The organism is Candidatus Moraniibacteriota bacterium, assembly GCA_016699385.1.
Classification (GTDB): domain Bacteria; phylum Patescibacteriota; class Minisyncoccia; order Moranbacterales; family UBA1568.
The window spans coordinates 379,297-404,275 of sequence record CP064974.1 but is presented as its reverse complement, the minus strand read 5'-3'; the positions used below and the strand labels follow the sequence as shown (position 1 = coordinate 404,275).

General features: G+C 46.6%; 21 protein-coding genes, 2 tRNA genes and 1 pseudogene. 4 read left to right on the top strand and 20 right to left on the bottom strand.

Annotation, left to right across the window (positions count from 1 at the left end; all coding sequences use genetic code 11):
- Positions 1-68: 68 nt before the first annotated feature.
- From IPJ67_01905 to IPJ67_01895, 3 genes are read right to left on the bottom strand one after another with little or no spacing between them, the layout of a single operon-like run.
- Positions 69-1,643 (bottom strand): glycosyltransferase family 39 protein, encoded by a 1,575-nt coding sequence (locus IPJ67_01905; protein ID QQR77876.1) that lies wholly within the window; start codon positions 1,641-1,643, stop codon positions 69-71.
- 39 nt (positions 1,644-1,682) lie between these two features.
- Positions 1,683-3,338 (bottom strand): glycosyltransferase family 39 protein, encoded by a 1,656-nt coding sequence (locus tag IPJ67_01900; GenBank protein QQR77875.1) that lies wholly within the window; start codon positions 3,336-3,338, stop codon positions 1,683-1,685.
- 9 nt (positions 3,339-3,347) lie between these two features.
- Positions 3,348-5,111 (bottom strand): phospholipid carrier-dependent glycosyltransferase, encoded by a 1,764-nt coding sequence (locus IPJ67_01895; GenBank protein QQR77874.1) that lies wholly within the window; start codon positions 5,109-5,111, stop codon positions 3,348-3,350.
- Positions 5,112-5,311: 200 nt separating this feature from the next.
- On the opposite strand from IPJ67_01895, the gene IPJ67_01890 reads away from it, so the two are divergent.
- Both IPJ67_01890 and IPJ67_01885 read left to right on the top strand, forming a co-directional pair.
- Complete coding sequence (locus IPJ67_01890; protein QQR77873.1) at positions 5,312-7,168, top strand: glycosyltransferase family 39 protein; 1,857 nt, start codon at positions 5,312-5,314, stop codon at positions 7,166-7,168.
- Positions 7,169-7,188: 20 nt separating this feature from the next.
- Entirely contained in the window at positions 7,189-8,883 is a 1,695-nt protein-coding gene (locus IPJ67_01885; protein ID QQR77872.1) for a glycoside hydrolase family 28 protein, read from the top strand.
- Between the two features lie 111 nt (positions 8,884-8,994).
- Here the strand turns inward: IPJ67_01885 and ddlA are convergent, their stop codons facing one another.
- Positions 8,995-10,095: a D-alanine--D-alanine ligase gene (gene ddlA / locus IPJ67_01880; protein QQR77871.1), complete on the bottom strand. Its 1,101-nt coding sequence runs from the start codon at positions 10,093-10,095 to the stop codon at positions 8,995-8,997.
- Positions 10,096-10,464: 369 nt separating this feature from the next.
- On the opposite strand from ddlA, the gene IPJ67_01875 reads away from it, so the two are divergent.
- Positions 10,465-11,085: a class I SAM-dependent methyltransferase gene (locus IPJ67_01875; protein QQR77870.1), complete on the top strand. Its 621-nt coding sequence runs from the start codon at positions 10,465-10,467 to the stop codon at positions 11,083-11,085.
- Positions 11,086-11,135: 50 nt separating this feature from the next.
- Here IPJ67_01875 and IPJ67_01870 read toward each other — a convergent pair.
- The 6 genes and pseudogenes from IPJ67_01870 to IPJ67_01845 all read right to left on the bottom strand — a co-directional run bounded on the left by IPJ67_01870 (position 11,136) and on the right by IPJ67_01845 (position 13,994).
- A pseudogene (locus IPJ67_01870) lies at positions 11,136-11,495 on the bottom strand (NUDIX domain-containing protein).
- Positions 11,496-11,498: 3 nt separating this feature from the next.
- Positions 11,499-11,636 (bottom strand): hypothetical protein, encoded by a 138-nt coding sequence (locus IPJ67_01865; protein QQR77869.1) that lies wholly within the window; start codon positions 11,634-11,636, stop codon positions 11,499-11,501.
- Positions 11,637-11,730: 94 nt separating this feature from the next.
- A tRNA-Ala gene (locus tag IPJ67_01860) sits at positions 11,731-11,804 on the bottom strand.
- A gap of 110 nt (positions 11,805-11,914) precedes the next feature.
- Positions 11,915-13,093, bottom strand: a complete 1,179-nt coding sequence (locus IPJ67_01855; GenBank protein QQR77868.1) for a DsbA family protein — start codon at positions 13,091-13,093, stop codon at positions 11,915-11,917.
- A 32-nt stretch (positions 13,094-13,125) separates the two neighbouring features.
- Positions 13,126-13,572 (bottom strand): hypothetical protein, encoded by a 447-nt coding sequence (locus IPJ67_01850; protein ID QQR77867.1) that lies wholly within the window; start codon positions 13,570-13,572, stop codon positions 13,126-13,128.
- 95 nt (positions 13,573-13,667) lie between these two features.
- On the bottom strand, positions 13,668-13,994 hold the full coding sequence (locus IPJ67_01845; GenBank protein ID QQR77866.1) for a (2Fe-2S) ferredoxin domain-containing protein: 327 nt from the start codon (positions 13,992-13,994) through the stop codon (positions 13,668-13,670).
- Positions 13,995-14,206: 212 nt separating this feature from the next.
- Between IPJ67_01845 and IPJ67_01840 the strand changes: the two genes are divergently transcribed.
- The gene (locus tag IPJ67_01840; GenBank protein ID QQR77865.1) at positions 14,207-18,772 is read left to right on the top strand and encodes a hypothetical protein; all 4,566 of its coding nucleotides are present in this window, start codon (positions 14,207-14,209) and stop codon (positions 18,770-18,772) included.
- 14 nt (positions 18,773-18,786) lie between these two features.
- Here the strand turns inward: IPJ67_01840 and IPJ67_01835 are convergent, their stop codons facing one another.
- The 10 genes from IPJ67_01835 to IPJ67_01790 all read right to left on the bottom strand — a co-directional run bounded on the left by IPJ67_01835 (position 18,787) and on the right by IPJ67_01790 (position 24,973).
- Positions 18,787-19,530 carry a glutamine amidotransferase gene (locus IPJ67_01835; protein ID QQR77864.1) on the bottom strand — a complete coding sequence of 248 codons (744 nt, stop codon included), beginning with the start codon at positions 19,528-19,530 and terminating at the stop codon, positions 18,787-18,789.
- Between the two features lie 39 nt (positions 19,531-19,569).
- Positions 19,570-20,205 (bottom strand): HAD-IA family hydrolase, encoded by a 636-nt coding sequence (locus IPJ67_01830; protein ID QQR77863.1) that lies wholly within the window; start codon positions 20,203-20,205, stop codon positions 19,570-19,572.
- Positions 20,206-20,290: 85 nt separating this feature from the next.
- A complete protein-coding gene (locus tag IPJ67_01825; GenBank protein ID QQR77862.1) occupies positions 20,291-20,806 on the bottom strand; it encodes a hypothetical protein in 516 nt (171 codons plus the stop codon).
- On the bottom strand, positions 20,803-21,282 hold the full coding sequence (locus IPJ67_01820; protein QQR77861.1) for a tryptophan-rich sensory protein: 480 nt from the start codon (positions 21,280-21,282) through the stop codon (positions 20,803-20,805). The genes IPJ67_01825 and IPJ67_01820 overlap by 4 nt, the downstream gene beginning before the upstream one ends.
- A 55-nt stretch (positions 21,283-21,337) precedes the next feature.
- Positions 21,338-21,613: an isomerase gene (locus IPJ67_01815; GenBank protein ID QQR77860.1), complete on the bottom strand. Its 276-nt coding sequence runs from the start codon at positions 21,611-21,613 to the stop codon at positions 21,338-21,340.
- Between the two features lie 103 nt (positions 21,614-21,716).
- A complete protein-coding gene (locus tag IPJ67_01810; GenBank protein ID QQR77859.1) occupies positions 21,717-22,274 on the bottom strand; it encodes an NUDIX domain-containing protein in 558 nt (185 codons plus the stop codon).
- A gap of 39 nt (positions 22,275-22,313) precedes the next feature.
- Positions 22,314-23,078, bottom strand: a complete 765-nt coding sequence (locus IPJ67_01805) for a hypothetical protein (GenBank protein ID QQR77858.1) — start codon at positions 23,076-23,078, stop codon at positions 22,314-22,316.
- A gap of 89 nt (positions 23,079-23,167) precedes the next feature.
- Complete coding sequence (locus IPJ67_01800; protein QQR77857.1) at positions 23,168-23,830, bottom strand: hypothetical protein; 663 nt, start codon at positions 23,828-23,830, stop codon at positions 23,168-23,170.
- 35 nt (positions 23,831-23,865) lie between these two features.
- Positions 23,866-23,937, bottom strand: a tRNA-Gln gene (locus IPJ67_01795).
- Between the two features lie 106 nt (positions 23,938-24,043).
- A complete protein-coding gene (locus IPJ67_01790; protein ID QQR77856.1) occupies positions 24,044-24,973 on the bottom strand; it encodes an ABC transporter permease in 930 nt (309 codons plus the stop codon).
- Positions 24,974-24,979: the final 6 nt, after the last annotated feature.

Sequence of the window (24,979 nt, the reverse complement as noted above, 5' to 3'; positions counted from 1 at the left end):
AGACGTATTGCATGGATCATTCCTCAAAAAACTCACAAGAATGAGATGTGTTCACAAAACACTGAGTTTCATGGCAACCTAAATATCGTGAATCGCCCGGTTATCTTCCAGTCTATCACAGCGGGATATTTCTTAAGAGTTTTTTCATTTTGCTTTGTATTATCAACCAGAAACACCGGAAAATTTTCAGAGTCCTTTTTCCCCTGCTGAATAATATCGATACCCTGCCTCTCTGTATAATAACGAATGGACTTCAGTGCCTTGAAGAGGTACTTTGAATCCCCGCCAAGAGACACGGTTTTCGAACTTCCAGCATTATGGGCAATAAAATCAGCCGCTTCTTCAACTTCGCGAAGCAAGACATTATCCATGCCAGCCATTGAATGTTCATCCAAATACGAAGCATATTCGACAAACGATTGTCTCACGGCGTACATATTGGAAAGGACGAGCGCGGAAGAAAGAAGCGCCGCTACAGAGAAAGCGTATCGAGGAAATTTCTCCGACAGAAATTCAAACCACAATCCAAGCATGACAAATGGAATAAATACTATCATAAGGAAGAATCGCATGGATATCTCATTGGCAAGCGGTATAAGAAGGAGAAATGAAAGCAAAAGAAACAAAAGATTAATAACAAGAAAGTATCGCCGAGAAGAATCTTCTTCACGCCGAAATGCGCGAATTGCAAGCAATATTCCACCAACAAAGAGAATAAGCCCCCCAAGAAAGAACGCGCCGTTCTTCTCAGTTCCGATGCTCTTCGTATCACACGTATCGGAACTATCATGCGATGTCAAAATATAGACACTGCTCTGCACAAAACACACCGTATCTTTTGTAATATTTCGGACAAGTCCATTTCCCTTCTCCTGTTTTTTGCCAACTCCGGAAAAAAATGCCGATACATTCTCTCCGCCGGTTTGAAACTCACTCGCTATCTGTCCAACATTCAACAATAGCGCCATCGCAGAAACTATCAAGAACAACTTTCCAATTCCCTTCCGGCGATAGAGAGCGAGATATCCGAAGGCAGTGACTGTTGCAATCGGAAGCATGATAAGGGTCAGCGTATGAAGCTGCATGCCAATGCCGAGCGCAATACCGAGAAGAACCGCCCATTTCTTCTCCGCCTTTCCAGCAAGAAGCACGAGGCGATGCAATGCATAGAAGAAAAGGAGTGTCCAAAACGGCAATGAATTCGGATTCCAGGCGAATCGTGAGTATTTCACCGCGTAGAAAGAAACTGCAAAAACGGTCGTGAGAAGGAGCGATGTCTTTCTCTCGAAGTAGAGCCGAAGAAAACAATAGAGAAGTGGAATAGAGAGGATAGAACTCAGAAGATCTGGATACGCCATCACATCCGGACGATCCCCAAATATCTTAGCGGAAACAATCTGAAACATGTAAAAAGCCGAACCAAGCCGAAAGTCCGTTCCACCAGCCTTCGGTCCAAGAAGCGGAAGCGATGTTTCTCCTTCAATAACACTGCTCACGATTCCAGCATCTCGTGACTGATCAGCATTGAAACGAAGCCAGTCATGAAAATGATAGGTCCGAACAAAAATTCCAATAACGAGAATTCCTGCAAGCACCCAGATCGTCCATGGTACTTTCCGAAATGTGAGAGCAAGATGGCTCATAGGTATTTTCGTCATTGTTCGAAAAGATTTCCGCGAATATTATTCTGAAGTCCGATATTGTACACTGCGCAACTGATAGATGCCTATCTGTCCGAAGTCACGATGATCGAGCACATCGTATCCTTTTGCAAAGGAAGGCTCTCTTTGGTCAAATGGTTTGTAGATGAGGAAATACGGGAGTTCGGATACTGGAGGGCGTTTCCGCTTGGCAAGGTGGATATCGAGACCCTCTTGCGCCGCGACATACTTGAGCGACTTGTAATAGGTTGAGAAATACGCTGTCCCGCCTGCGAGATTTGCCTCCGTCCATGGTTCGGATCGTTCCTTCATATACGCAACCATTCGCTCTGCCTCGCCCAGCACAACAAACCCAGAGTCTCCACGCGTTCCCGTTGCAAGCTGCAATGCTTCCCTCCCTATCGCTCGTATATTCAAGAGCGCAGATACAACGAGCGCGCCCACAATAATACCGCGAGAACAATTCGGAAGATACTTCCGGATTTGAACAAGGATTAATCCAAAGAGTATGAATGGGATATAGGTTGCGTAAATGAAGTAGCGAAGTGGCGCTCCACGAATGACGGAAAAAAGAATGGCAAATGATAGTCCCACATATATCAGCACAACAATCAAAAATTTTTTCCGTCTTGGATCGGATTCTTTGAATGCGAGATATGCCAGCAATGAATAGCCAATGAGAGAAAATAAAACACTGAGTACAATCCCGCCATACGAGAGAATCAGCGAAGAAATATCGAGAAACCTCTCAGGATGTTCGAGAAGCAAGAGAAAATTGCAATTTCCATGATGTCCCAATGCCGAAAGTATATGCGAATTTGCCTGCGCATGACAGAGAATATCTGTTTCAAGACTTTCTGTAAATTGCGCGCTACTACTTTCCGATCGATCAGTGAATGCTTTCAAAAAAAGCTTCGTATTTTTCCCATGAGTGTGCACCTCACTCAGTATCTGCGGAATATTGAGTGTCAGCACAATGACAATGATACTCAAAAGACGCAACACCACGCCGGAATTTTTCTTCAAGAAGAGAAGGAAGATGCCTACGAGTATCGCAGGAAATAGAAACAAAAGAATAGTATGCAATTGTATCCCGATGCCGATAGCGATGCCGAGCGCCAATATCCACTGCCACCTAGTCATTTCCTCCGCTTCCATGAATTCAGTCAGGGACAACAAAAAAAGCCCCACAAAAAACGGAATTGCATTGGGATTCCATGCAAATCGAGAGTATTCGACAACGTAAAAGGAAATCGCATAGAGCCCTGTAAGTGCAAGGGAGAGACGTATATCAAAGAGCTTGCGAAAAAGAAAGAAGGCGAGTGGAATTGCCAGTATCGAAAGCAGGACATCTGGATACGCCATGGTTTCAGGACGAACACCAAAGAGTTTTGCGGATGATATCTGGAAATAGTAGTACGCCGGACCGAGGTCGAATCGGGTATTCCCCGCCTCCATGCCAAGGAGTGGCAAAGGTTCTTTCCCCTCTATCACATCCCCCACCAGCATCACATCTCTTGCTTGATCCGACCCGAAGTGAAGCCATTCGTGAAAATGGTACGTACGGACGAATATCCCAACTGCGAGAATCACAAAGAGCGACAAAGAAATCCGAAAAAGAGGACTTCTCCACCAAGAAGAGGGATGATTCAGTCTGAAGTCTATCCACTGTTTCATGCACTTTCTTTATTTCTTAGAAGAAGTCGTTGGAAAAACATCCTTCCAATAACTGCGGTCACTCTCTCCTTCCCGATCCGCTTTATCACCACTTCCTCCTTTGTATTTGAAACTCTCAGAAATACTCCGAGAAGGAAATTCAACTTCCGAGACCAAAAGCTCGCCAAATTGCTTCGATTCAAGAACCGTGAATTCCGTCTCCGGACGCTTCAATTTATTGGCAATGCCTTTTTTCCCATTCTTCGCAGGCGTGATAGCAAAAAACTGCGCGTGCGGATCGCCATTCATTTTGAGTAATTCAATGCGAAGCGATGCGTCCCGCTGCGAGAGCAAAAGAAATTTTATCGGGCGTTGATGTTCTGGTTTGACATAGTAATAGAGGGTATTCTCCGGCTTCATCCGCACGTATATCCATTCAGCTACTCCACGCAATTGCCCGAGCGTCACGCCGTCTTTGGTTTTCAAGATGAGTGTTCGTTTCACGGCGACGGCTTTTGTTTGCGCTTTTGCTTGCTCTGCAAACCAGAGCCATGTTCCATGCGCATTGAGCGCGACAATGCCAAGCGTCATGAATGATGACACGAGAATCGCTCGCTTTCCGAAACGCTCCTCGATGAAGGTGAAAAGAACGCCCAGAAGCAGAAATGGCACAGCAAAGATGACGATATAAAAGCGCGGGCGAAGCTGAAAAGAAACCGGCTCTGTGAGAACAATGAAAACACCAAGCCACAAGAGAATGAGCACGAGGAAATCTCGACGAAGAGTGTTCTTTTCATTTCGCACGCCGCGAATCGCGAGCATCACACCCATAAAAAGAAGAATGCCCGTCAAACTCACCATCGGAATATTATCCCCTACGTCACCAGAATAACATTCCGATGTCATGAGAAGACAGGAATACTTCAGATTCTCCGTCACAGTTTTCTGTAGTTTTTCGATAAACGGTTTTTTCTCCGCCTTTGAGCCAAGCGCTTCGAAGAAATTCCTCGTGTTTTCACCGCCACGAAGACTATCGCTGATGATAACCGGCGTATAAAACACAGCGAATACTCCGAGGACAATAACGGAAAACACCGCGAACTGCCGAAGAGATTCTTTCTGAACAAACGTCCTCCATGAGGCTTTCTCCCAAATGCGCAAATGGAAAAGTATCAGAAGTCCAGAAATGCCGAGCAAACTGAAGAAACCGAAGAAGTGCAGTTGTGAACCGATAGCACTCCCCACTGCCCAGAGCGCGAGCCACCAGCGTTTCGGCGCGGGGCGACTCTCATTCAAAAATCGCAAAAGTCCGTAGAAACTCAGAAGAATAAAAAATTGCAGTGAATTTGGATTCCAAGCAAATCGGGAGTACTGAATGATAAGAAATGAAAACGCATACATCGCGGTAATCATCAAAGCGAGACGCTTTTCGAAATAGAGCCGAGCAAAGAGATAGAGCAGTGGAATGGCGGCAATCGAGAAAAATACATCCGGGTAGGCGAAGACTACTGGTTCCGATGAATGAAAGAGAATGCCCGATAGATATTGGAAATAGTAGTAAATCGGACCAAGCCGCAGAAATCCGTGCTGGAGTGCCACCGCGCCAACTCGGGGACCAAGAAGCGGCAAAGCGCTCGGTCCATTTTCGAGTACTTCCGTCATAAGGAGCGCATCTCTCGATTGATCCATCTTGAAGTAGAGCCAGGTATCCAAGGAATACGTCCGCACAAAAATCGCTCCAGCCAGAATAGTAAGCAAAGCAAAAATTCCCCAATGTTTCGTTAGAATATTCATAAAGGCTTTGCGTATAAGCTCATGCTCTTTTGGACAGAGAGTACTCGATTCAATACTATAATACCATGGGGTATTCTATCACCTCCAAGCGCTCTTCGTAAAGCGATAATGCTCTCTACAAGCCATGTCTTCTTTGCAAACCTCTTCATTTCCTGTATCATAAAATCGCTGTTGAAAGATACATTTTTTGTATTATTCCCATGAAAATATCCTACAAAAGATACATTGCACCATTTATTATCACCGCAGTACTTGCCATCAATCTCTCGCTCGGGCTCCTGCGTCTCGAATCCTACTCTGCCGTCGATGAACCTTACTGGACATACGGGCGAACGCCAAAATTCTGGAAGGCTATCGCTGAGGGAAAATGGCGTTCGACCAATATCAATGACAAGCCTGGCATCACTACCGCTATTCTCTCCGGCGCCGGACTCCTGAAGATCGACCCACTTCCTTACAAAAGTCTCCGCGATGATGTGAAGACAGATGAAGAGCTTCGCGCCATCAATGACATCAACTTTTTCTTTCGTCTTCCGATTTTCCTATTTTGCCTCATCTCTCTTCCACTTTTCTATATTTTTCTCAAAAAATTATTCGATGAAACAACCGCCCTTGTTGCCTTCGTCTTCATCGGACTCTCTCCGATACTCCTCGGCATCTCCCTCATCATCAATCCCGACTCACTCCTTTGGATATTTCTCCCGCTGTCCGTGTTGAGCTATTTCGTCTTTCAGAAGAATGCTGAGAAAAAGTACCTCTACACAAGCGGTATCTTCCTCGGGCTTTCACTCCTCACCAAATACGTCGCCAATATTCTCTATATATTTTTCTTTGTCCTCCCTTTCCTAGAATACATTCTCTCCAAGGACAAGCCAGACATGCGAGCCTATTTGAAGCGCTCCGCAATACACTACTTTTTACTCGTCGCTATCTCCTTGGCAACATTTTTCGCCCTCTTTCCAGCAACATGGAAGCACCCCGAAATGATTCTCGAAGGGACATTTCTCAGTAAGGCTTTCGCAAGTACGTGGCCGCTCTTTGCCGGACTCATCACCCTCATCGTCGCTGATGCTCTTCTCTTCAAGAACACCGTAACATCATTCATCCTCAATACGCTCTCGAAATATCGCATACTATTTATTCGCGTTGCATTCGGCATACTCATCATCGCCCTTCTTTTTGTGGCATTCAACACTCTGAGTGGCATGAGCATCTTTAGCACCGATGCTTCTCTTGCCTCTCCGAAAGGCTCCGGAGGAGATGATTCCCGACTTTTTATCTTTGCTGACAATATTGTTGCCGATCTCTACAGCCTTATGTTTGGCATCTCGCCACTTGCACTTGTGGCGCTCATGGCGACACTCGTCATGGGTATGATGAAAAAACATATCGATTCAAGAGAAACCAAAATCGCCTTCTTTCTCGTAATCTTCATACTCCTCTACTACACCGCCTCAACCGTCAATCATGTTATTGCCACCGTCAGATATCAGATAACTCTTTTCCCTTTCGCGTTTATTCTTTCGGCAATCGGCATTTCCTTCCTCCTCTCTTCAGAGCGACTCCGAAAATATCTCTCCCCCCTCGTAGCTATCCTTATCATTCTTGCCATATCCTACATCAGCCTTCTTTCTGTCAAACCATTCTATTTCGCTTACACCTCATCACTTCTCCCAAAACCCTATTTCGTCAATCTCAAGGACATGGGCGATGGAAGCTGGGAAGCAGCTGACTTCCTCAATCATCTTCCCAATCCACGCGATATCAGCATCTGGTCGGACAAGGGAGCGGTCTGCGCTGCCTTTATCGGAGAATGTCGCACGGGTCTCAGTCAGAAAGATTTGCGCAATCTTCACGTCGACTATGTCGTCGTTTCCTCGGGGCGTCGATCAAGAACACTCAAGCTCTCTCATCCCGGAAGCGACCCGCTCGATTTCAAGAAAGCCTACGAAACAGACGAAACCGCGAATACATTCACAATTGGAAATCGATTGGACAACTTTGTCAAAGTCATCCCTAGCGAACAACTCTTTCTCCGAGAAACTTCATCAGAATAAATTTTGAAACACTCTCCGCTATGCCTCGAGGGAATTTTCGCATGCCATTGATACTCATCCTTCTGGGGGGACTTGTTATCAGCGTACTCTTCGGAGTATGGACTCTTTACGGAGAGCAGCTTCGCGAATTGAGTTCCTCATCGACAGTCTTTACCAAAAAAATTTCCCCAGAGAATACTGATTCTGTGGAAGCGCCCGAAATTCCTCGTGAATTTCCAGATATATCCAAGCTCATCCCACCCCCGACATCTGTCGCAACGCTCAAAACCCTCTCCGGTGCATCATTTACTCTTGAGGAAGTTGGCTTTCCTGAGCATACCTGCTCGATTGTCGACTATGGCGCCATAAGCGATGGTGTCACTTCCAATACAGAAGCCTTTCGGAAAACAATAGACGATTGCGCCCGTACTGGCGGTGGAACTGTGATCGTGCCTCCCGGCACCTGGTTTACCGGTCCTATACATCTCGCAAGCAATATCAATCTTCATCTCGAGAAAGGCTCGACTATTCTCTTTAGCACCAACTTCGAAGAATACTTGCCAGCAGTCTTCTCCCGATTCGAAGGCATCGAATACTACAACTACTCAGCGCCCATCTACACCGCAAACGCCTTCAATGTGGCTATCACCGGCGAAGGCACGCTTGATGGTCAAGGAGCTGCCTGGTGGGCTGCGATGCGCAACTGGGACAAGCCCATCAAAAGACTCTACCAAATGGGAGATGACGGCACCCCCGTATCCGAGCGCGTCTTCGGAACAGTCAAGGATTCTCTGCGCCCAGCATTCATAGAGTTTATGAATTGTGATCGCGTGCTCGTAGAAGGGGTAAGCATACAAAACGGTCCCATGTGGACGATTCATCCCCTCTATAGCAAAAACATCATTGTTCGCGGCGTCCATATCGAAACCAGCGAGGGACAAAGCACTGACGGCGTCGCCCTCGACTCCTCCCAAAACGTCCTCATCGAAAACAGTGTCTTTAGCACGGGCGACGATGCCATCGTCCTCAAATCCGGCAGAAACCGAGATGGTCTCCGTGTCCGAATGCCCGCCGAGCACGTCCTCATACGCAATAATTCCATACTCGAGGCACATGCCGCCGTCGCGATTGGCAGTGAGATGTCCGGCGATGTACGCAATGTTTTCATCGAAAATCTCTCGGCAAACATGGTACAATACGGCTTTCGCATCAAATCATCAAAAGGTCGTGGTGGTATCGTTGAAAACATTTACGCAGATGGAATCAAGATAGACTATGCCTCCATCGCTGCTATCCAGCTCACTACTTCCTATGAGAACTCTTTCATCAAAGGTGTCGGTGCCATCCCCCTTTTCCGCAATATCCATGTAGAAAACATGACTGTCGGGAAAACCGACCGCTCAATAGAAATCAGCGGACTCATCGAACAGCCAATTACCGATATCACTTTCAAAAACATCAAAATATTCGCCAAATGGGGCTCCCAGATAGAGGAGGCAAATTCTCTCACATTTGATACCATTTCCGCCGTCCCGACAAAAGGCTCTGTCTTCGATATCGCCAACAGTTCAGCTATCACCTTCAAGAACACGAGATGCCCCCTCGCCCGCAAAGATTGCCTCGTCATTTCAGGCCCCTCTTCAAAAGACATCGACATTCACGAAAGCACCTTCACCCAAGATTCCGTCACCTTCTCCAAAGACGCAAACCCAGACGCACTTGTCACGGAGAAATAGCGCATCTTTTTACAGATTAGATTCTCCAAAAACTTTTGGCTTATCAGTGAGCATCAAATACTCCCCAATAATCGAGTTTAACTGTTTTCTATCCTAGTGAACTCATGAAAGTCACTCCGTATCATAGGATGTTTTGAGTTTTTGTTCTTTGTTAAATCTTTCTTGCGCTAGCTGAATTAAGCGGTCTATGAGTTCGGTATATGAAATTCCACTTGCCTCCCATAATTTTGGGTACATGCTGGCCGAGGTAAATCCAGGCATGGTGTTGATTTCATTAACCAAAATATCGCCATTCTTTTTGAGAAAGAAGTCAATGCGCCCCAATCCCTCACAAGACAGGGTTTTGAAAGTTTTTACCGCGAGCATTTGAACTCTTTTACGAGTCTCCTCCGGAAGCTTTGCTGGAATTTCAAGTATTGTACCGTGTTCATCTCTATACTTTGCTTCGTAAGAATAAAAGTCGTGATTGGAGATAACCTCCCCAGGAACAGAAGCAACCGGATCATCATTTCCGAGAATGGAACATTCGATTTCTCGTCCCTCGATATTCTCTTCAATAAGAATTTTCCTATCGTATTTAAATGCTTCTTTGATTGCTTTTTCAAAGTCTTTTTCCTCGACAACTTTACTCACTCCAACCGATGAACCCATATTTGCGGGTTTTATAAAAAACGGCAACCCAAGATTTTTAACAACCTCTTCATACCTCGGGATGTCCCTTTCCGTAAACGTCAAAAACTTTCCTATTGGTATTTCTGCGTCTCGAAGCAAGCGCTTCATTATATCTTTGTCCATTCCGACTGCCGAACCTAAAACACTTGCCCCCACAAAAGGAATGTTGGCAAGCTTCAGCAAGCCTTGCACCGTTCCATCCTCACCAAACGGGCCATGCAATATCGGAAATGCAACATCGATAGACTGATTCGATTCGTGAGTATCAAGGTTTTCTATTCTTCCTTCACTTTGTGGAACGAGCGCGATGCTCTGACCGGTTTCGTTGTTGAGTGTAATTAACTCTGGATTCCCACTCCTTAAAAGAAACTTTGAGCTTTCCACCAAAGGCCATTTTCCCTTTTTGTCTACACCAATAAGGACAGGTTCATATTTGTCTTTATCAATTGCATCAATGACATTCTTGGCTGATTGCAAAGAAACCTCATGCTCTGCCGACTTGCCCCCAAAAATAATCCCAACCTTTACCTTCTTTTTCATAAAACTACTTCAAATACGAATTTGGAACCTCATTATAGCAGAAATCCGCGGGTGGCAAGAATTTGGGATAGCGATAGAGCGGGCTCGAATCATGTGCACATGATTCTCTGTGCAATTTTCAATTAAGTATGTAATAAAGATTAGGGGAAATTCCTTTTACAAAAAGGGAACTTCTTGATACAGTGTGGTATTGTTCTTTAATATCCCAAGAAATCAAATGATTTCGAGGTTTTTATGCCAAAACCAATGGTTTCCAAGGAGGAGATATTTCGATATCAATCATTATCGCCATGAAGCATCCCAATATACGTCTCGTGTTCATTTGTCACACCCCTACCTCAAAAGGATCGACCCATGAATGAAAGGTCCATGCAGGAAACGGTAAGAACCGGGTACAACGAAGGGAATTATCCCAGCGTTTACCGAAACAGATTTTCGCTCACACTGTTTGAACTCCTCTTTTTCAAGAAACTCATTCAAGGACTTGAGCAAGGGGCGAAAGTGTTGGATCTCGGATCGGGATCGGGAGTTCCCTATGATCTCTACCTAACGCAACAAGGATTGAGAGTTACCGGTATAGACTTATCGGAAAAGCATGTCGCAATGGCGCGCAACAATGTCCCCTCGGCACAGTATATCCTGGGAGATTTCCTGGATTATCGCTTTCCGAATGGACAATTTGACGCGGTCATTTCTCTCTATGCACTCTTCCACACTCCGCGAGACCGGCATGCTCAAGTCATTGCCGAAATTGCGCGCACGCTCAAACCAACCGGGCGACTCCTCATTACTGTCGGCACAGAAGACGTTGCCTACAAAGAAAGAGACGGGTTCTGCGGATCAAGAATGGCATGGAGCTATTTTGATACGGAGACAAATCTCGGCATCATATCACAGTGTGGACTCACGATTCTCAAAGCTCTCAATGAAAAAGACTACGGGAGTGATGAGAAACACGTTTGGATCCTTGCGGAAAAAAGAATACGTTAACCCATTGGGGAGACCGGAAAAACACCCGATTCTCCCCTTTTCATTTTTCATTATACTTCCCGTTTTTCCCCAAATTTTTGCCACTTTCGAATAAGCCTTTCCGCGCCTTCGTGCAGTTTTGAGCGTATCATGTCGAGGGCATTTTCCGACGTCGCCCAATGCATAGCTTCGCATTTCTTCGGTTCCATAATCTTTGGCTCTTGATGTTTCGGAAGAATCGCGATAAAGCACACGTTGTAGATATTCTTTCGGTACCCAAACACTTCGGGAGCATAATCGAAGTGATGAATATCAATCGAAATAAGAGAGGCGAATTTCGCGTCCGTTACTCCAGTTTCCTCTTCGAGTTCTTTCAGAGCGACGGTATGGAGATTCGGATTGCCGTCGGCATGCCCTCCTGGTTGCGTCCAGCACTAAATCTTGAAATCCAGCGTCACCAGAAGAAGAACCGCCACCACAATATGCCTCGTGCTTTCCTCGCGTTTTCTTTCGAAGCAGTCTTCGCGCTCGGTCACATATTCCTTCAGTTCTTCGATAAACTCCGTATTCATCCGACGGTGCTGTGCCTTGGTATTGTTCCAAGAGCTTCAGGAATGGTCGGCGCGATACATAGAAATACACCTCAAACATTCGAGAGAGAAGATTTGGTGGACCTGGGGAGAATCGAACTCCCGACTCAGCAATGCGAATGCTGCGTAATACCACTTTACTACAGGCCCGAAATGTCCGTTACAAGCCACTGAAACTGGATTCCAGTGTATCGCGTCACCTCGAAAAAGACAAGGGTCGTCGCTCGCAAGCGACGACCCAAAGGCAGGCAAATATCACATTACTTCGAAAGCGTCGCAAGCTCGGCGTCGATAGCGGCTTTGAGGTCGCTTTGTGGGACAGCGCCATTCAAGAATGTGCCGTTTACAAAGGTTCCCGGTGTACCGCTAATACCAAATTTCTTCCCCTCATCGAGGCTCGCTGTCACGCTATCTTGATGCTTCTTGTCATCCAAACAGGTATTGAACTGGGCGGTATCAAGCTTCAGTGTACGCGCATAGTCTTTGAACTTCTGCACACCCGTAGTCTTCCCCCATTCGTCTTGCTTGGCAAACAAATTGTCGGCATAATCTGTAAATTTTCCTTGATCATTGGCGCATTCTCCGGCGAGAGCGGCATTTTCTGCCTGCGCGTGAATCGGAAGCGGATAGTTCTTGTAGACATAGAGCACTTTGTCACCATACTCTTTGAGTGTTTCTTGGAGCGTCTGGTGAAAGGCTTTGCAATAGGGGCACTGGAAGTCGGTAAATTCCACCACGCGAATAGGAGCATCCTTTGACCCCGATTGAATATCCGTGTCCTTCACCTCGGGTAATTCGAGATATTTCCCAACAGGGATACCGACTTGCGCCGTATCGAGCATATATCGACCCTCTTTGTCATTGAGCGGGGTGAAAAGCTGCTGTGCCTGTTCATATACCGGGACACTCGCCACTTCCTTGGAGAAGACGAAAGCGGGAATCGACGTAACATTGGCAGATTTCGCAATATCTTTCGCCTGGGAATCTTTTGAAATATCGAGTACTTCGACAGACACCGTAGGCAGGATGCGACGAAGCCAGACGAGAGCTTCATCGGTCTGACAGTCCTTGCAAGACTCTTCAGAGAGTACGGTCACATGAACGACTGGCTGATCATAAGCAACCCAGGTCTTCCCTCCTGCTGTGACGACATCCGTCGTCTTGAGCGCTCGCGAAGAAAATCCCGATTTCGTCACAAGCTGTGAGATATCAACATAGAGACTTCCTACAAAGAGCCCGCACACGATGAGGAGGAGCGCAGTGAGATTCTTCACCTTCTTGGTGAGTTCGCGATTTTCGTCCGATTCATTTAAGAGTTCCTCTTCGGGAGCATCATCAAAGTTCTCATTTTCAGAAGACCCTCCGAGAAACGATGTCCCGAAATCATCATCCTTTTCATCCGTATCTTTTTTATTCAGAAAATCCATAATATCCGACATTAAACATAAATAAATGGAAATATATCGTTTCCCTATTCCTGCGCTGTATCAGGAGAAGCTGGCGGCTCAGGTGTCGGCGGAAGTGGCGGCAATTTCCCTTCTGGCGCATCACCATTCGAGGCATCCGCACCAGAAGCGTCATCTGTCGCCGGTGCGGCGCTTTCCTTTTGCGACTTCGCCTCCTCTTCCTGACGAGTCGCGAGCCTCTGTTGAACCGCATTGAGATTCACAGCGGCTTTTTCTTGGGGAGTTATCGTATAGTCCCAATACCCTATCAAAATACTTCTCGAAGCAACTGCTTTCGCTGCTATTCCAAAGAATATTCCAAACACAAAAAGCAGGACGAACGTCAAGACGCTCCCCTCGGCAAGTCTCTTCTGGAAATTACTCCGCAATTCTCGCACCCGATCCATCAAACTTTTTGTCGGCACGTCATTCTCCTCAGACCATTCTTCATTCAATATCGGTTCTTCTGCCATACATGCGATGTGTACCCCTCCTTGTACGGTTACCCATCATTAAAAAAACTCTTTCGCTTAGTATATCATGTTCCAAAAGAAAGCAACACCTCGTCTCACGCGCAAAGGTTATCGAGCAGGTCATCGAGTTCGTCAATCGTGCGCGTACCGATGCCATCCTTCTTTGTAGAGGGTGCACGAATTTCGGAGCGAATGCGAGAGAGAGCATTTCCCTCACTCACGTGATGGAGAACATTGCCATCAACCGCGACATTGGGACCTTTTTTACAAAACCGAAAACAATCCTCGGTCTTCCGGATGTCCATATCAGACGAAGCCTCTTTCGAAAGTCGAGCGTATATCCGTTCCGACCCTCCCTCACAGCAATCGCGATGAACACACACTTTCACCACTGGTTTTCTTGGAGAAATCTGGGATGCCATACAAATCACACAAAATAAAACTTTTTCCTCTTCATGAGTTCAAAGCCACAAACCTGTTGAAACCTTACACTATATTTTGGATTTTTGGAATATTCTGCATACTTCAAAAGACGGGAACTATTCCCGCAAGGGAGAAATAGCTTTCTTTTCCCTTTTTCTGTTATACTTTACCTATACTCCCGCAGACTCCCTTACCCATTTTTCTTCTCACTATGATTCTCTCTTGGCTAGCAAAGTGGCGATATCGCGAAGAAATACCGACAGAATATTGGCTCAAACAAGCTGAAAATGCTGTTTCAGAACTCTCACTTCGACGAGGACAGCGCGTCTTGGGACATCATCTCTCTCGCAAAGTTCAGGAGATTCATCGACGATTCTCGTCGTTTTATACCCCGTATCAAAAGCGCGTCTCTTGGCTTGATCGGTCCGAACGAAACGCTGACCCCGTTCTCTCATCAGCTGCTCCAGACACACTTCTTCTTGCCACGCGCTGGCTTCTCAAAAAACACGCCGCCATCGCAGCAGAATTTCGCTCACTTGAGACATCCCTCGCGCGGACATCCTTTGGCGAGATAGCCCCCGCCAATCTTATCAAAGTCGCCCTTCTTCTCGATCGCTATGTCGAAGAAACTGCCTTTCGCTTCTCAGAAGAAACCCTTGCAAGCACAATCAATGACTGGCAGGAATCGGTAGCATTCTCTCTCTCGCTTTCGGAAACAGAAGCAGTCTCTCCGCTTCTGCGACTGCTTGCGCTTGACAAACTTTCGAATGTCGCACTCCGGCTTGCCGATGCCGAAGAGGCACGAACAATCGCGCGAAAACGCTTTCATAAGCTCGGGCCAAATTCTCTGCAATATAGTCAAATACTCACCAAGCTCCGAAAAAATCGTGGCGAAGCATATGCCGATGCATTTTCAGATGCGCTCGCAGAGTGTCGCACCAAAGAAGTGCTGCCCCTCTCCCGATTCCGTGACACCACGACAAAGAAAGATGGAGCACATCCTTCACAAAGAGTATCCCCCAAAACCACCGAAGCAGAAAGCATGCGAGAACTTGCAACAAGAGTCCGCATTCTTCTTCGATCCCTCTCTCTCCTCGGAGAATTCGAGTGGAACACTCTTTTGCGCAAAACCAACACTCTCCACAAACTCCTCATTCGCGATCCTGACGATGTCTATGCACACATGACGTCACTTTCTCAGGAAACATATCGAAAAAAAGCGGCTGCAATCGCAAAAATACTCCATCTTTCCGAAGAAACCCTCGCACGAGCAGCACTCGCTCTCGCAGAAGAATATGAAGATGGTCCTCGACGCCATGTCGGCTTCTACTTGGTTGATGAAGGTTTGCCGATTCTCCTCAAACGACTCACGGGGAACGCTCACATGTCCTGGTGGCACTGGTATCACGATCGCAGGAAGCTCCCCACCATACGCGCCGCCTATTTTGGATCCATTCTCTCTATCTCTTTCCTTACGGCAGGCATATTTATGGCGTTCTATCTTCATTATCAGTTCCTCATAATTATTGCTTTTCCCATTCTCTACAAAACATCCAAGCACTTGATAGATAGTTTATTCATTGGAATCGTCCCGCCAACATTTCTCCCGCGTCTCAACTTCCGCCGTCGAATCCCCGAGTCAGCTGCTGCTATATTCGTTATACCCGCGCTTCTCAAAGATCGACATACGCTCTCCGCCCTTCTCGGCAAACTCGAAACCGCCTATCTTAGCAATGCAAAAAGCGCTCTCTCTTACTACCTCCTCCTCGACTATGTCGACGCTGATCACGAGACGCTTCCAGGAGACGCGACACTTCTCAAAGAAACACTCTCTGCCTTCCGTACGCTCAACGACCGCTATGGCGAGACTGATCGATTTGCCTTTGTTATTCGATCCCGCATATGGTCCAAGCGCCAAGGACGTTGGATGGGATGGGAGCGTAAACGAGGAAAGCTCCTCGACTTTGCCCGGATACTCCGCGGGCGGACACCATCATCACCGTTTTTCTCTTCAGCAGAAACACTCCCTCAAGCAGACTTCATCATCACGCTCGATGAAGACGCATTCATCACGCGAGACTTCGTCAAAGATATGCTCGGTATCCATGCGCATCCCCTTCAGAAGCCGATTCTCGACGAAAGCGGTACGCTCACACACGGCTATGCATTCATACAGCCACACGTAAAACAATGGTTCAAAAACCGACACCGATTCCGTCTCCCCCGAATATTCTTCGATGAAAAACGCTTCAGCGCTTATTCCAGCACTTTCCCGGAAATATATCAGGACATATTCCTCGAAGGAAGCTATGCCGGCAAGGGTTCCTTTCACATAGATGCTTTCCTCTCGGCACTCGACGGGACACTCCCGATCGACCAGATTCTCAGTCATGACCTCCTCGAAGGGTCGCTTGCAAGGACAGCTTATGCCGCTGACATCGATGTCTTCGACGAATTCCCAAAGTCGCTCCGCGCCATGCTCGCACGAAATCATCGTTGGACACGCGGAGATTGGCAAATACTCGATTGGCTCACGCCAACCGTACGAGATGAGCAGGGAAATACGCATCCAAACACCCTCGCGAGTATTCATCGATTCAAAATTGCTGACAATATTTTTCAGAGCCTCTTTCGTCCGGCGGTATTCCTCATCACCATACTTTCGTGGGTCGTGGGAAACCCAAATCTCCTCCTCTTTGCCTGGGGCATATTCCTGCTTGATCTCTTCCTCCTTGATGTGTGTATCGATTGGATTCGCTGGACGTATCAGCTACTCACTGGATCATGGAAGCATCTTGGCTATCGATTGGAACGAACCGCAACGAGAAGTTTCCGACTGTGTCGACAGGCAATATTTGAATGTATCACACTTCCCTACACAGCCCTCGATACCACACATGCCATCGTGACGGCGCTCTATCGGAGGTTCTGGAGCAAGAGAAACATGCTCGAATGGGTACCATCGGCACACTTTGAAAATCCCGCAGGGCGCATACCGCTTCTTTTTCCCTTTATCACCCTCCTCATCGTTTCGCTCAATTTCTGGCTAAAGGGAACGATACATCCTCTTTTTGCACTCTTACTCATGCTCTGGACGGGGATTCCTTTGCTCGTCCTTGCTCTCAACAAACCCTACAAACAGGCACATGATTTTTCACACCAAGAAGAAGACCTCCTCCGCCAAGATGCCCTCGAAACCTGGAGCTTCTTTGCCAAAACCGTCGCACCCGAAACAAACTTTCTTCCGCCGGACTACCTTCGTATCGACCCCACACCAAAAATAGCCGAATACACCTCTATCACCAATATCGGATTTTTTCTCACTTCGGTAATCATTGCGCACCGCCTCGGATTTATCTCACTCAAAAAAGCGCGGACATACCTCGAAAACACCTGCGCCACTCTCGAGCGCATGGAACGATACCAAGGACATTTCTACAACTGGTATGATACGCGGACAGCACTCCCTGCTCCTCCGCCCTTCATCTCCAGTGTCGATAGCGGCAATCTCCTTGCATCACTCATTGTGACAAGGCAATGGCTTTCTCATGATACGAGCACATTCTCTGTGCCACGCAGTGCAAGGGGTCTGAATTCACTCGCGAAACTCATTCAGACACGCATCCCACAGACGCTCGACATGCAATCATTTGCCGATTTCTGGGAAGCCATTACCGATCGTATCGAAACATTGCCCATCGATGACGAATCAGCTTTCCTCGAGCAATGCCACGCCATCGAAACGTCCCTCATTGGTATCGCACTTCCAAAATCCCTGCCAAAAAAAGCGCGGAGTATACTCTCGATGTTCCAAGAGCAACTCGCCGACACCCTCGCCGAATGTGAATCTTCCCAACAACACGTCAATGCTTCAGACACTGCCACGTGCAATGACACTACCTGTTCCATTCTCGAGCGAAAGCTCGACATCATGATTTCTACCATGCGATTTGATTTCCTGCGTTCCACCAAGCGTTCACTCATTTCTATCGGCTTCCATGTGCCGACCAAGCGACTCGAAAATCGTTTCTATCAAACACTCGCATCCGAAGCGCGCATCGCCAATCTCCTCGCGCTCGCCGAAGGCACCCTCTCCTTCCGCGGTTGGAACAAGCTCAACCGAACCGTTCTCTCCCTCCCAAAGGGTCCCACACTTATCTCTTGGACAGGCACCCTCTTCGAATATCTCATGCCTGCGATTTTCCTCGAGGAACACAAAGACTCACTTGTCGGACGAAGCATACGGACGGCTATTCTCATGAACCGATATTCCGCAAAGAAAAAAAATATCCCGGTCTGGGGACTTTCGGAATCCGGATACGCCGAGCTCGATCGTGGAGGAAATTTCCGCTACAAACCGTTTGGACTCCCCACACTCTCCCTCTCTCCTTCTGCTGATGATCGGTCTGTCGTTTCCGCCTACAGCATCGTCATGTCGATACCATCTTTCCCTCGTATAGCACTCAAGAATCTTGCTGCCTACGCCACACACGGTGGTCGAGGTGCCTATGGCTATATCGAGGCAATCGATTTCCATCGCTCACGACATGGATCACCCATCAATATGTTTATGAGTCATCATCAAGGCATGATTATTGCGGCGATTGGCAATTGTCTCTCCGACCGCTTCCTCAGCCGACTTTTTGAGTCGCATCCACTCGTCCAAAATTCTCTCTTTGTCCTCGATGAAGGCATTCCCCCGATTGACAAAGAACCTTTCCCTCGCCCCGCAACACCCTATCTCCAAAGCGCACTCGCCCATCCACGGACGCCGTAGCATGAGAGAGTTTTCTATGATACTTTTCTCGCCCTCTCAACAAATCGACGCAAGATTTCCAACGGAGCTACAATGTGTTCCCGAAGACACGCTTCCTTGAGTGATTCCGCCTCTTCGGATGCGAAATACCCATGATGCCGATAGGCGTCAATACGAACACATATTCCCTGCGGATCAAGCTCGGGATGAAACTGCGTCGCATACACGTGTTGCTTGACGCGAATCATCTGCACCGGACACTGAGGAGAAGTAGCCAGAAGCACAGCACCCTCCGGCACCGACTCACACGCTTCTTTGTGCCCCGTAAAGGCTCGGAAAGGCGATTCAAGTCCGACCAAAAGCGCGTCCGATTTCCCTGCCGATGTTATGACAATATCCGTCGCCCCTGCCACCTCCGCGAAACCATTCTTGGACACCGCGCCACCGAGCATCTTCACAAGAGCACCAAGCCCGTAGCACGCGCCGAGAAACGGAATATCGCTTGAAATAATCTCTTCCACCATCGGGAAAAGATGTTCTTCAACCATTTTTCCGACAGCACCTTTTTTCTCTTCCGAATCGCTTATATTAAATGGTCCGCCACCTGCAAGAATGCCATAATATTCTTTCACATCAAGACTCGGCACTGCTCCTTGTTCCATTCGCACCCGTTCCACCTCTTCCGGTCGAATCCTTCCAAAACGAAGCATTGCCTCAAATTCCCCATCTGACGCATCATCCTCCGGACGAAACTGCAACACAAGAAATTTCGTATTCATACTCAGCATCAATCAAAAATATTTCTACCAAAAATATTTCTACATTTTTATTCCGAGATGCTGTAATTCAGTTCTAAGTTGCGCATTATCCTTGAAAAGAATCGGCGTATAACCTATCTCATCAGCTTTTTCCAAACTCTTCGGCGTATCATCGATAAATACCACCTCTTCCGGAAGAACATTGAGTCGCTGGAATAGAACATCAAACGCTTCCTTATGCGGTTTCTGAAAACCGATCTCTCCGGAAATAACTATTTCATGAACCAGTGTATCAATGCCAAGCACCTTTAACTCTTCGCGAAGTCGCGAGGTAGCATTGCTGAATATGGCTACCTGGTATCCCTGCCGCATGAGTTCGGGGAAAAACGCTATTAGTTCATGATTAATTGTCCTTGCATCGCGAGCTTCTTGGAGATGTGTTTTCACGCGCTCCTGTATCTCTTTTGAATCATCGAAATATTTGACGACACCGAGGACCATTTCTTCAAACGAAATATTATTAACATTGCTCAGGTGATTGTACTTGAAATATTCTTTTTGAAATGTCTCTTTTGAAATATTCAGAATATCAGCAACGCCTTTGATCGTATCTCCCCTTCCCCAGAATTGAATGACACCGCCAAAGTCAAACACCACTGCTTTAATTTTCCGGTCATTTTGTGAGGAGGATGGCATAAAAATATTTTAGGAGATTACAGCTAGCATCAACCGATACTATTTCCAGTGTCTTCGCGAGACGTGCATCAGTAGCAAAAAAATATCACATCCTCCAGCTGTCATAGGCCCAGTGAAGCACCGCCTGCCGCTGCCTCCTGCGGCAACTGGCATCGCCCGGGCGGCAGTTTTTTCGTATCTGTGCAATATGTCTCGCTATTGCCATCCATCGCTTGATCTGTCGGTCATCATCTTTGCTTCGGCGGCCGAGGAAGTATCGGCAATACCATTGAAACCAGCCTCGCGGATCCTGCGGATGAATCCATCCTCTTTCCTGCCATACGGAGAGCGGCTCGCTGGCATTGACGCCGAAGTAGTTTATATTCGGATCGGGTTTGAAGCTTCCCTCATGCTGGAATTTTGCATGCGCGAACCAGTCGCCTGGAAATTCCGCCGCGCAATCTCGCATATACACCCCGCCGAAGACACCAAGTTCCAGCATTTGCTTGGGTGTGAGATCGGGTTTGAATCGTGGATCAAAGCGCTTCCCTACCGGCTCAGACAGTTCATAGTTATACCCGTGTTGCATCCGATCGTGAACATGTATGATTCTGTGGTTCATATATTCAGCCTCCAAAATGAGAAATTGAGAGAAGCGGCAAATCCAACCCACAGAAGATACGGTACCAAGAGCCACGCAGCCAATCGGGAGACTTTTGCAAAGAGAATGATTGTAGCAAGAATAGCAAACCACAAGAACATAATTTCAACAAATGCGCCAAGGAGTGAGTGTACACTAAAGAAGATGATCGACCAGAGCGTATTCAAAAAAAGCTGTATACAAAACAGCACAAGTGCGATTTGCACCTCCCCCTTGCGCAATCCCTTTCGCCACACAAGGAACGCAGCGATACCCATGAGTGTATAGAGCGTTGTCCAAACCGGTCCGAATACCCAGTTCGGTGGAGAATACGCCGGTCTTGTAAGCGAGGCATACCAGCCGTTTATTTCCGATACCGTGAAAAAGGATCCGATAATGCCCGCCATGTGCAAGAGCACAAGAAACCCGAGGAATATAAGCCACTGTTTGAGATTCATATGGCCCTATTATACAATGTTCTCCTGATTTTGTGATGCTACCTCATCAACCTTTTTAGCGTACTTCAGAAAGAAACTGAATCCGAATAGCCAATACGCCAAACTCTTTCTCTTTTTCTGGAGAATAGATGTCGTGCATTTTCCCATATTCATCCTGACTGAGACTCCCGTATTCATTTGGCGGGAAGGCGCTGAATAACTCCCGAAAAGTAGGAAACACCGAGAGACTGATAACTTTCGTAAGAATCTTTTTCTCCTCATCGTCGATAAGTCGAAACTCTATCTCATCGCCGACTTTGAGAAGCCTTCTCTTCTCATCATGGAGCCGCATCTCAATAACCTTAGTTCCGTTTTTATCTTCTCGAACGGCTCCGGATTCAATTTCATTTGGTAGAACATAGAGTGGCTGGGGTTGTGAGATGAAATTGATGATTCTAGGTTCCTAAACAAGTCTTTAATTTATGAGTTAGTCGGTGCATGTGCGGATCAAAAGATCGGATATCACTATTTAAAATTTCATCAAATGTCCACCATTTGTATCCGTTGAATTCACCAGAATCATACCGGATAGGATCTTCGACATTTGCCGTTAGGATATACCATAGACTAACATCTACATGTCCTGCAGTTTTCCCAACGGTTGTGGTAATTGTTATAAAGAAAGGTTCTTCACTAAGAAACTTGGATTGGATATTGAGTTCTTCCAATGCTTCTCTTTCTACAGTAGTTTTGGGATGTTCTCCTTTTTCGATGTGTCCACCAGCAGGAAGCCAGAGCTCGGCTTTTATGTGATCTACAAGAAGGATTGACTTATTGCCAATGTCCACCACAACAAAATAAGAGACAAGATGTTTCGGTGGCTTGTCAGGTTTTTCAATTCGAAATATTTCTACACCGCTTTCAATCCATCTCAAAGCATCCTCTTGATGAGTTCTTTCAAACTCATCTACAGGCTGGATTCCTTGTATTAGCTGGAGGATTTTTTCTCGCATATGGTTCTACTAGAGCTCTGGGACGAAGTTGGGATGTATTTATCTCGGAGCGTTTCTAAGGAAGTATTCCCTTCCTTCCGATAAGGTCTTCGGGTAAAGTTCGCGACGCTTCTTCTTGAGTGTCTCATTGAAGAATTTGTTTTCCCACTGAAAAAGTTTTTCCATCAGGACCGTCCAGAGCCGCTCACCGGCACCTCCCATGTTCTCTAGCGTGGAGATGATTTGTTCTCTGCGCGAGTAGATATTGTTTCCGACTCCCATATGGAACAAGTGCATGACAGCGAGGTTATTTTCATCGAGAATGTCGCCCTGACAGAATTGTTCAATCTTTTTCCAGGAAATCGATCGTATCCCAATCCCCGATCCCAGTCCCAGATTGAGTCCGATTTTGTGAAGCGACTTCACTATCTCCTCATGGAGTTCATCAAGTCTTCTTTCTTTCATGAGTTCTTGATTAATTGACAGGTCGTGAGCCTGTGTCCGGATTTTGTCGGAGACCGTGTCTTCATCTACCAACAAATAGGCGTCGATATCCGATCGTTTTTGCGCGTACCCCTTGGTCTGGGAACCGAAAAAAGTACATCCAATCATTTCTGGAAATCGTTCATGCAAACTTTCTACAGCATCCCGCAAATCATGGAGCTTCTTTCGTATTTCCAGATCGGAAGAAAGAAGGAAACGACGGAAATCTATCTCTCCGGATTCGGACACTATCCCCCTCCTCTTATCACTGAACGCGTCATGACCCTCGAATCTATCGGGGCCAGCTGCTCTCGCTGATCGTACTTCCGGTCGCAGTTCCATAGAGGTTGATATGTTGATTAAGTCTGTCTGTCGTTGGATGGAACAAAGTTGGAAACTCTTCTATAGAAGATAAAAACATATAGGTTAGTTTATTTCTTCAGTCCTGAAAATTTTTTAAGTTTATTGCCAACAGAAGTTTGAGAAATCGTTCTATTTATTCCGTTAAAGGCATTTGTAGCGTCGTCAAGGGGTTTTTGCGGGCTATAAAATAAAGACCCAATACGAGAAAGATAAGTTTTTTGGAATTTCTGAGATTTTTCAAATATCTTTTCTAATCTTTGATTTTCATCGACGTTAGTAAGGGAATCTTTCTCAACACTTTCTAAAAATTCCCGAATATACTCTGCTGGTGTGCGAAGCATATTTATGCGTATTTGTTCCTCATTTTTTTGAAAAAGTGAGTTATTGTATATGACTGCTTCATCATATAATTTCGCATTATTGTAAAACTCTGTGATTAAATCCCATTCATCTCTGTCAAAATCTCTGACGAAGTAATATTTATATTTACTCCAATTTTCAGTAGGAAGTAAAAGTTTATTTGGTAACTTTCCCGATCTAACCTCTTCACTTATTTGCCCAAGAACTCTCTCAGCACTTTGAATTTCAAGAAGAATTATATTGGCAGCGTCTTTTTTTGAATCTTTCTTTTGTTTGTCATAAAGCCAAAAAGCTATCGTGCCAACGGCAAGTGTAATGATGCTTATAAAGAAACTTGAATTAAGAAAATCCCATGTAGAATTCCAATTCATAGTCAATAGGGAATGAGATTGTCTTGTTTTGCAAGCTGGGGAGGAGGGATTCGAACCCCCGCGTCACGGGACCAGAACCCGTTGCCTTACCGCTTGGCTACTCCCCACACGATATCCTTTGTTCCCTCTCGCAAAAAGAGGAAGGACTGCGATAGTCCTTCCCCAAGGATAGCCAAAACCGCCCGAAAAATCAAGCGACTGGAAGAAAATAGCCTATATCTTCATATAGCGACGCACCGCGAGGAAACCGCTCATGAGGCCAATAGTGATGCCAAGCACGAGGAGTCCCGAGAATATCCAGAGGATATTGTGGACGAAAGAACCCATGAGGCCGGCGCCTTCGATGAGACTTTTTGAGAACGGGTTTATTCGTTGGAATCCGATATAGAGATAGAGGAAAAGCATTGAGACCATCGCAGCAATACTCCCATAGAGAATGCCCTCAACGACGGATGGCGTGCGGACATAGAGGTTTGACGCGCCGACAAGTCGCATCACTTCGAAATCATCGCGGCGCGCATACATGGTAAGGCGGATAGTATTAAACGTCACCAAAAAGGCGATGAGGAGGAAAATAACACCGAGCACCGTCCCCTGCCGCACGACTTCGCGATTGATAGCGGTGAGCTGATTGATGATAGATTCGTTCTCGCGATAATTGACACGGAAAATATCTCCTTGAAATGAAGCAGACTCGATAGCATCATTAATCGTTTTGTATTGTTCGGGCGACTGCGCCTTAATTGAAAGTGATGCAAAGAGCGGATTTTCGCCGATTTCTTGGAGTGCTTGGTCTATCACGTCCTTGTTTCCGGACGCCTCACTCTGCGCACGAAACTTCTTCAATGCTTCTTCACTCGACGTATAGGCGACAGACTGCACCTCGCGATATTTCTCCAACTCAGACTTGATAGCGAGAATGCGATCTTCGCTCACGTCCGCATTGAATGAGACGGTAATGTCCATCTTCGCTTCCAAATTCTGAAGTATAGAGCGCGTTGCGAGTGCCTCGACACCGGCAAGTCCGATGATGAAGAGTGCAAGAGCGATAGTGAGAATCGCCGAGACAGACAGCCAGCCACTACGGACAAAGCTCCGTACTCCCTCGCGAATCGCTCGAACAAGTTTGATTCCTTTTGGCATACTCAT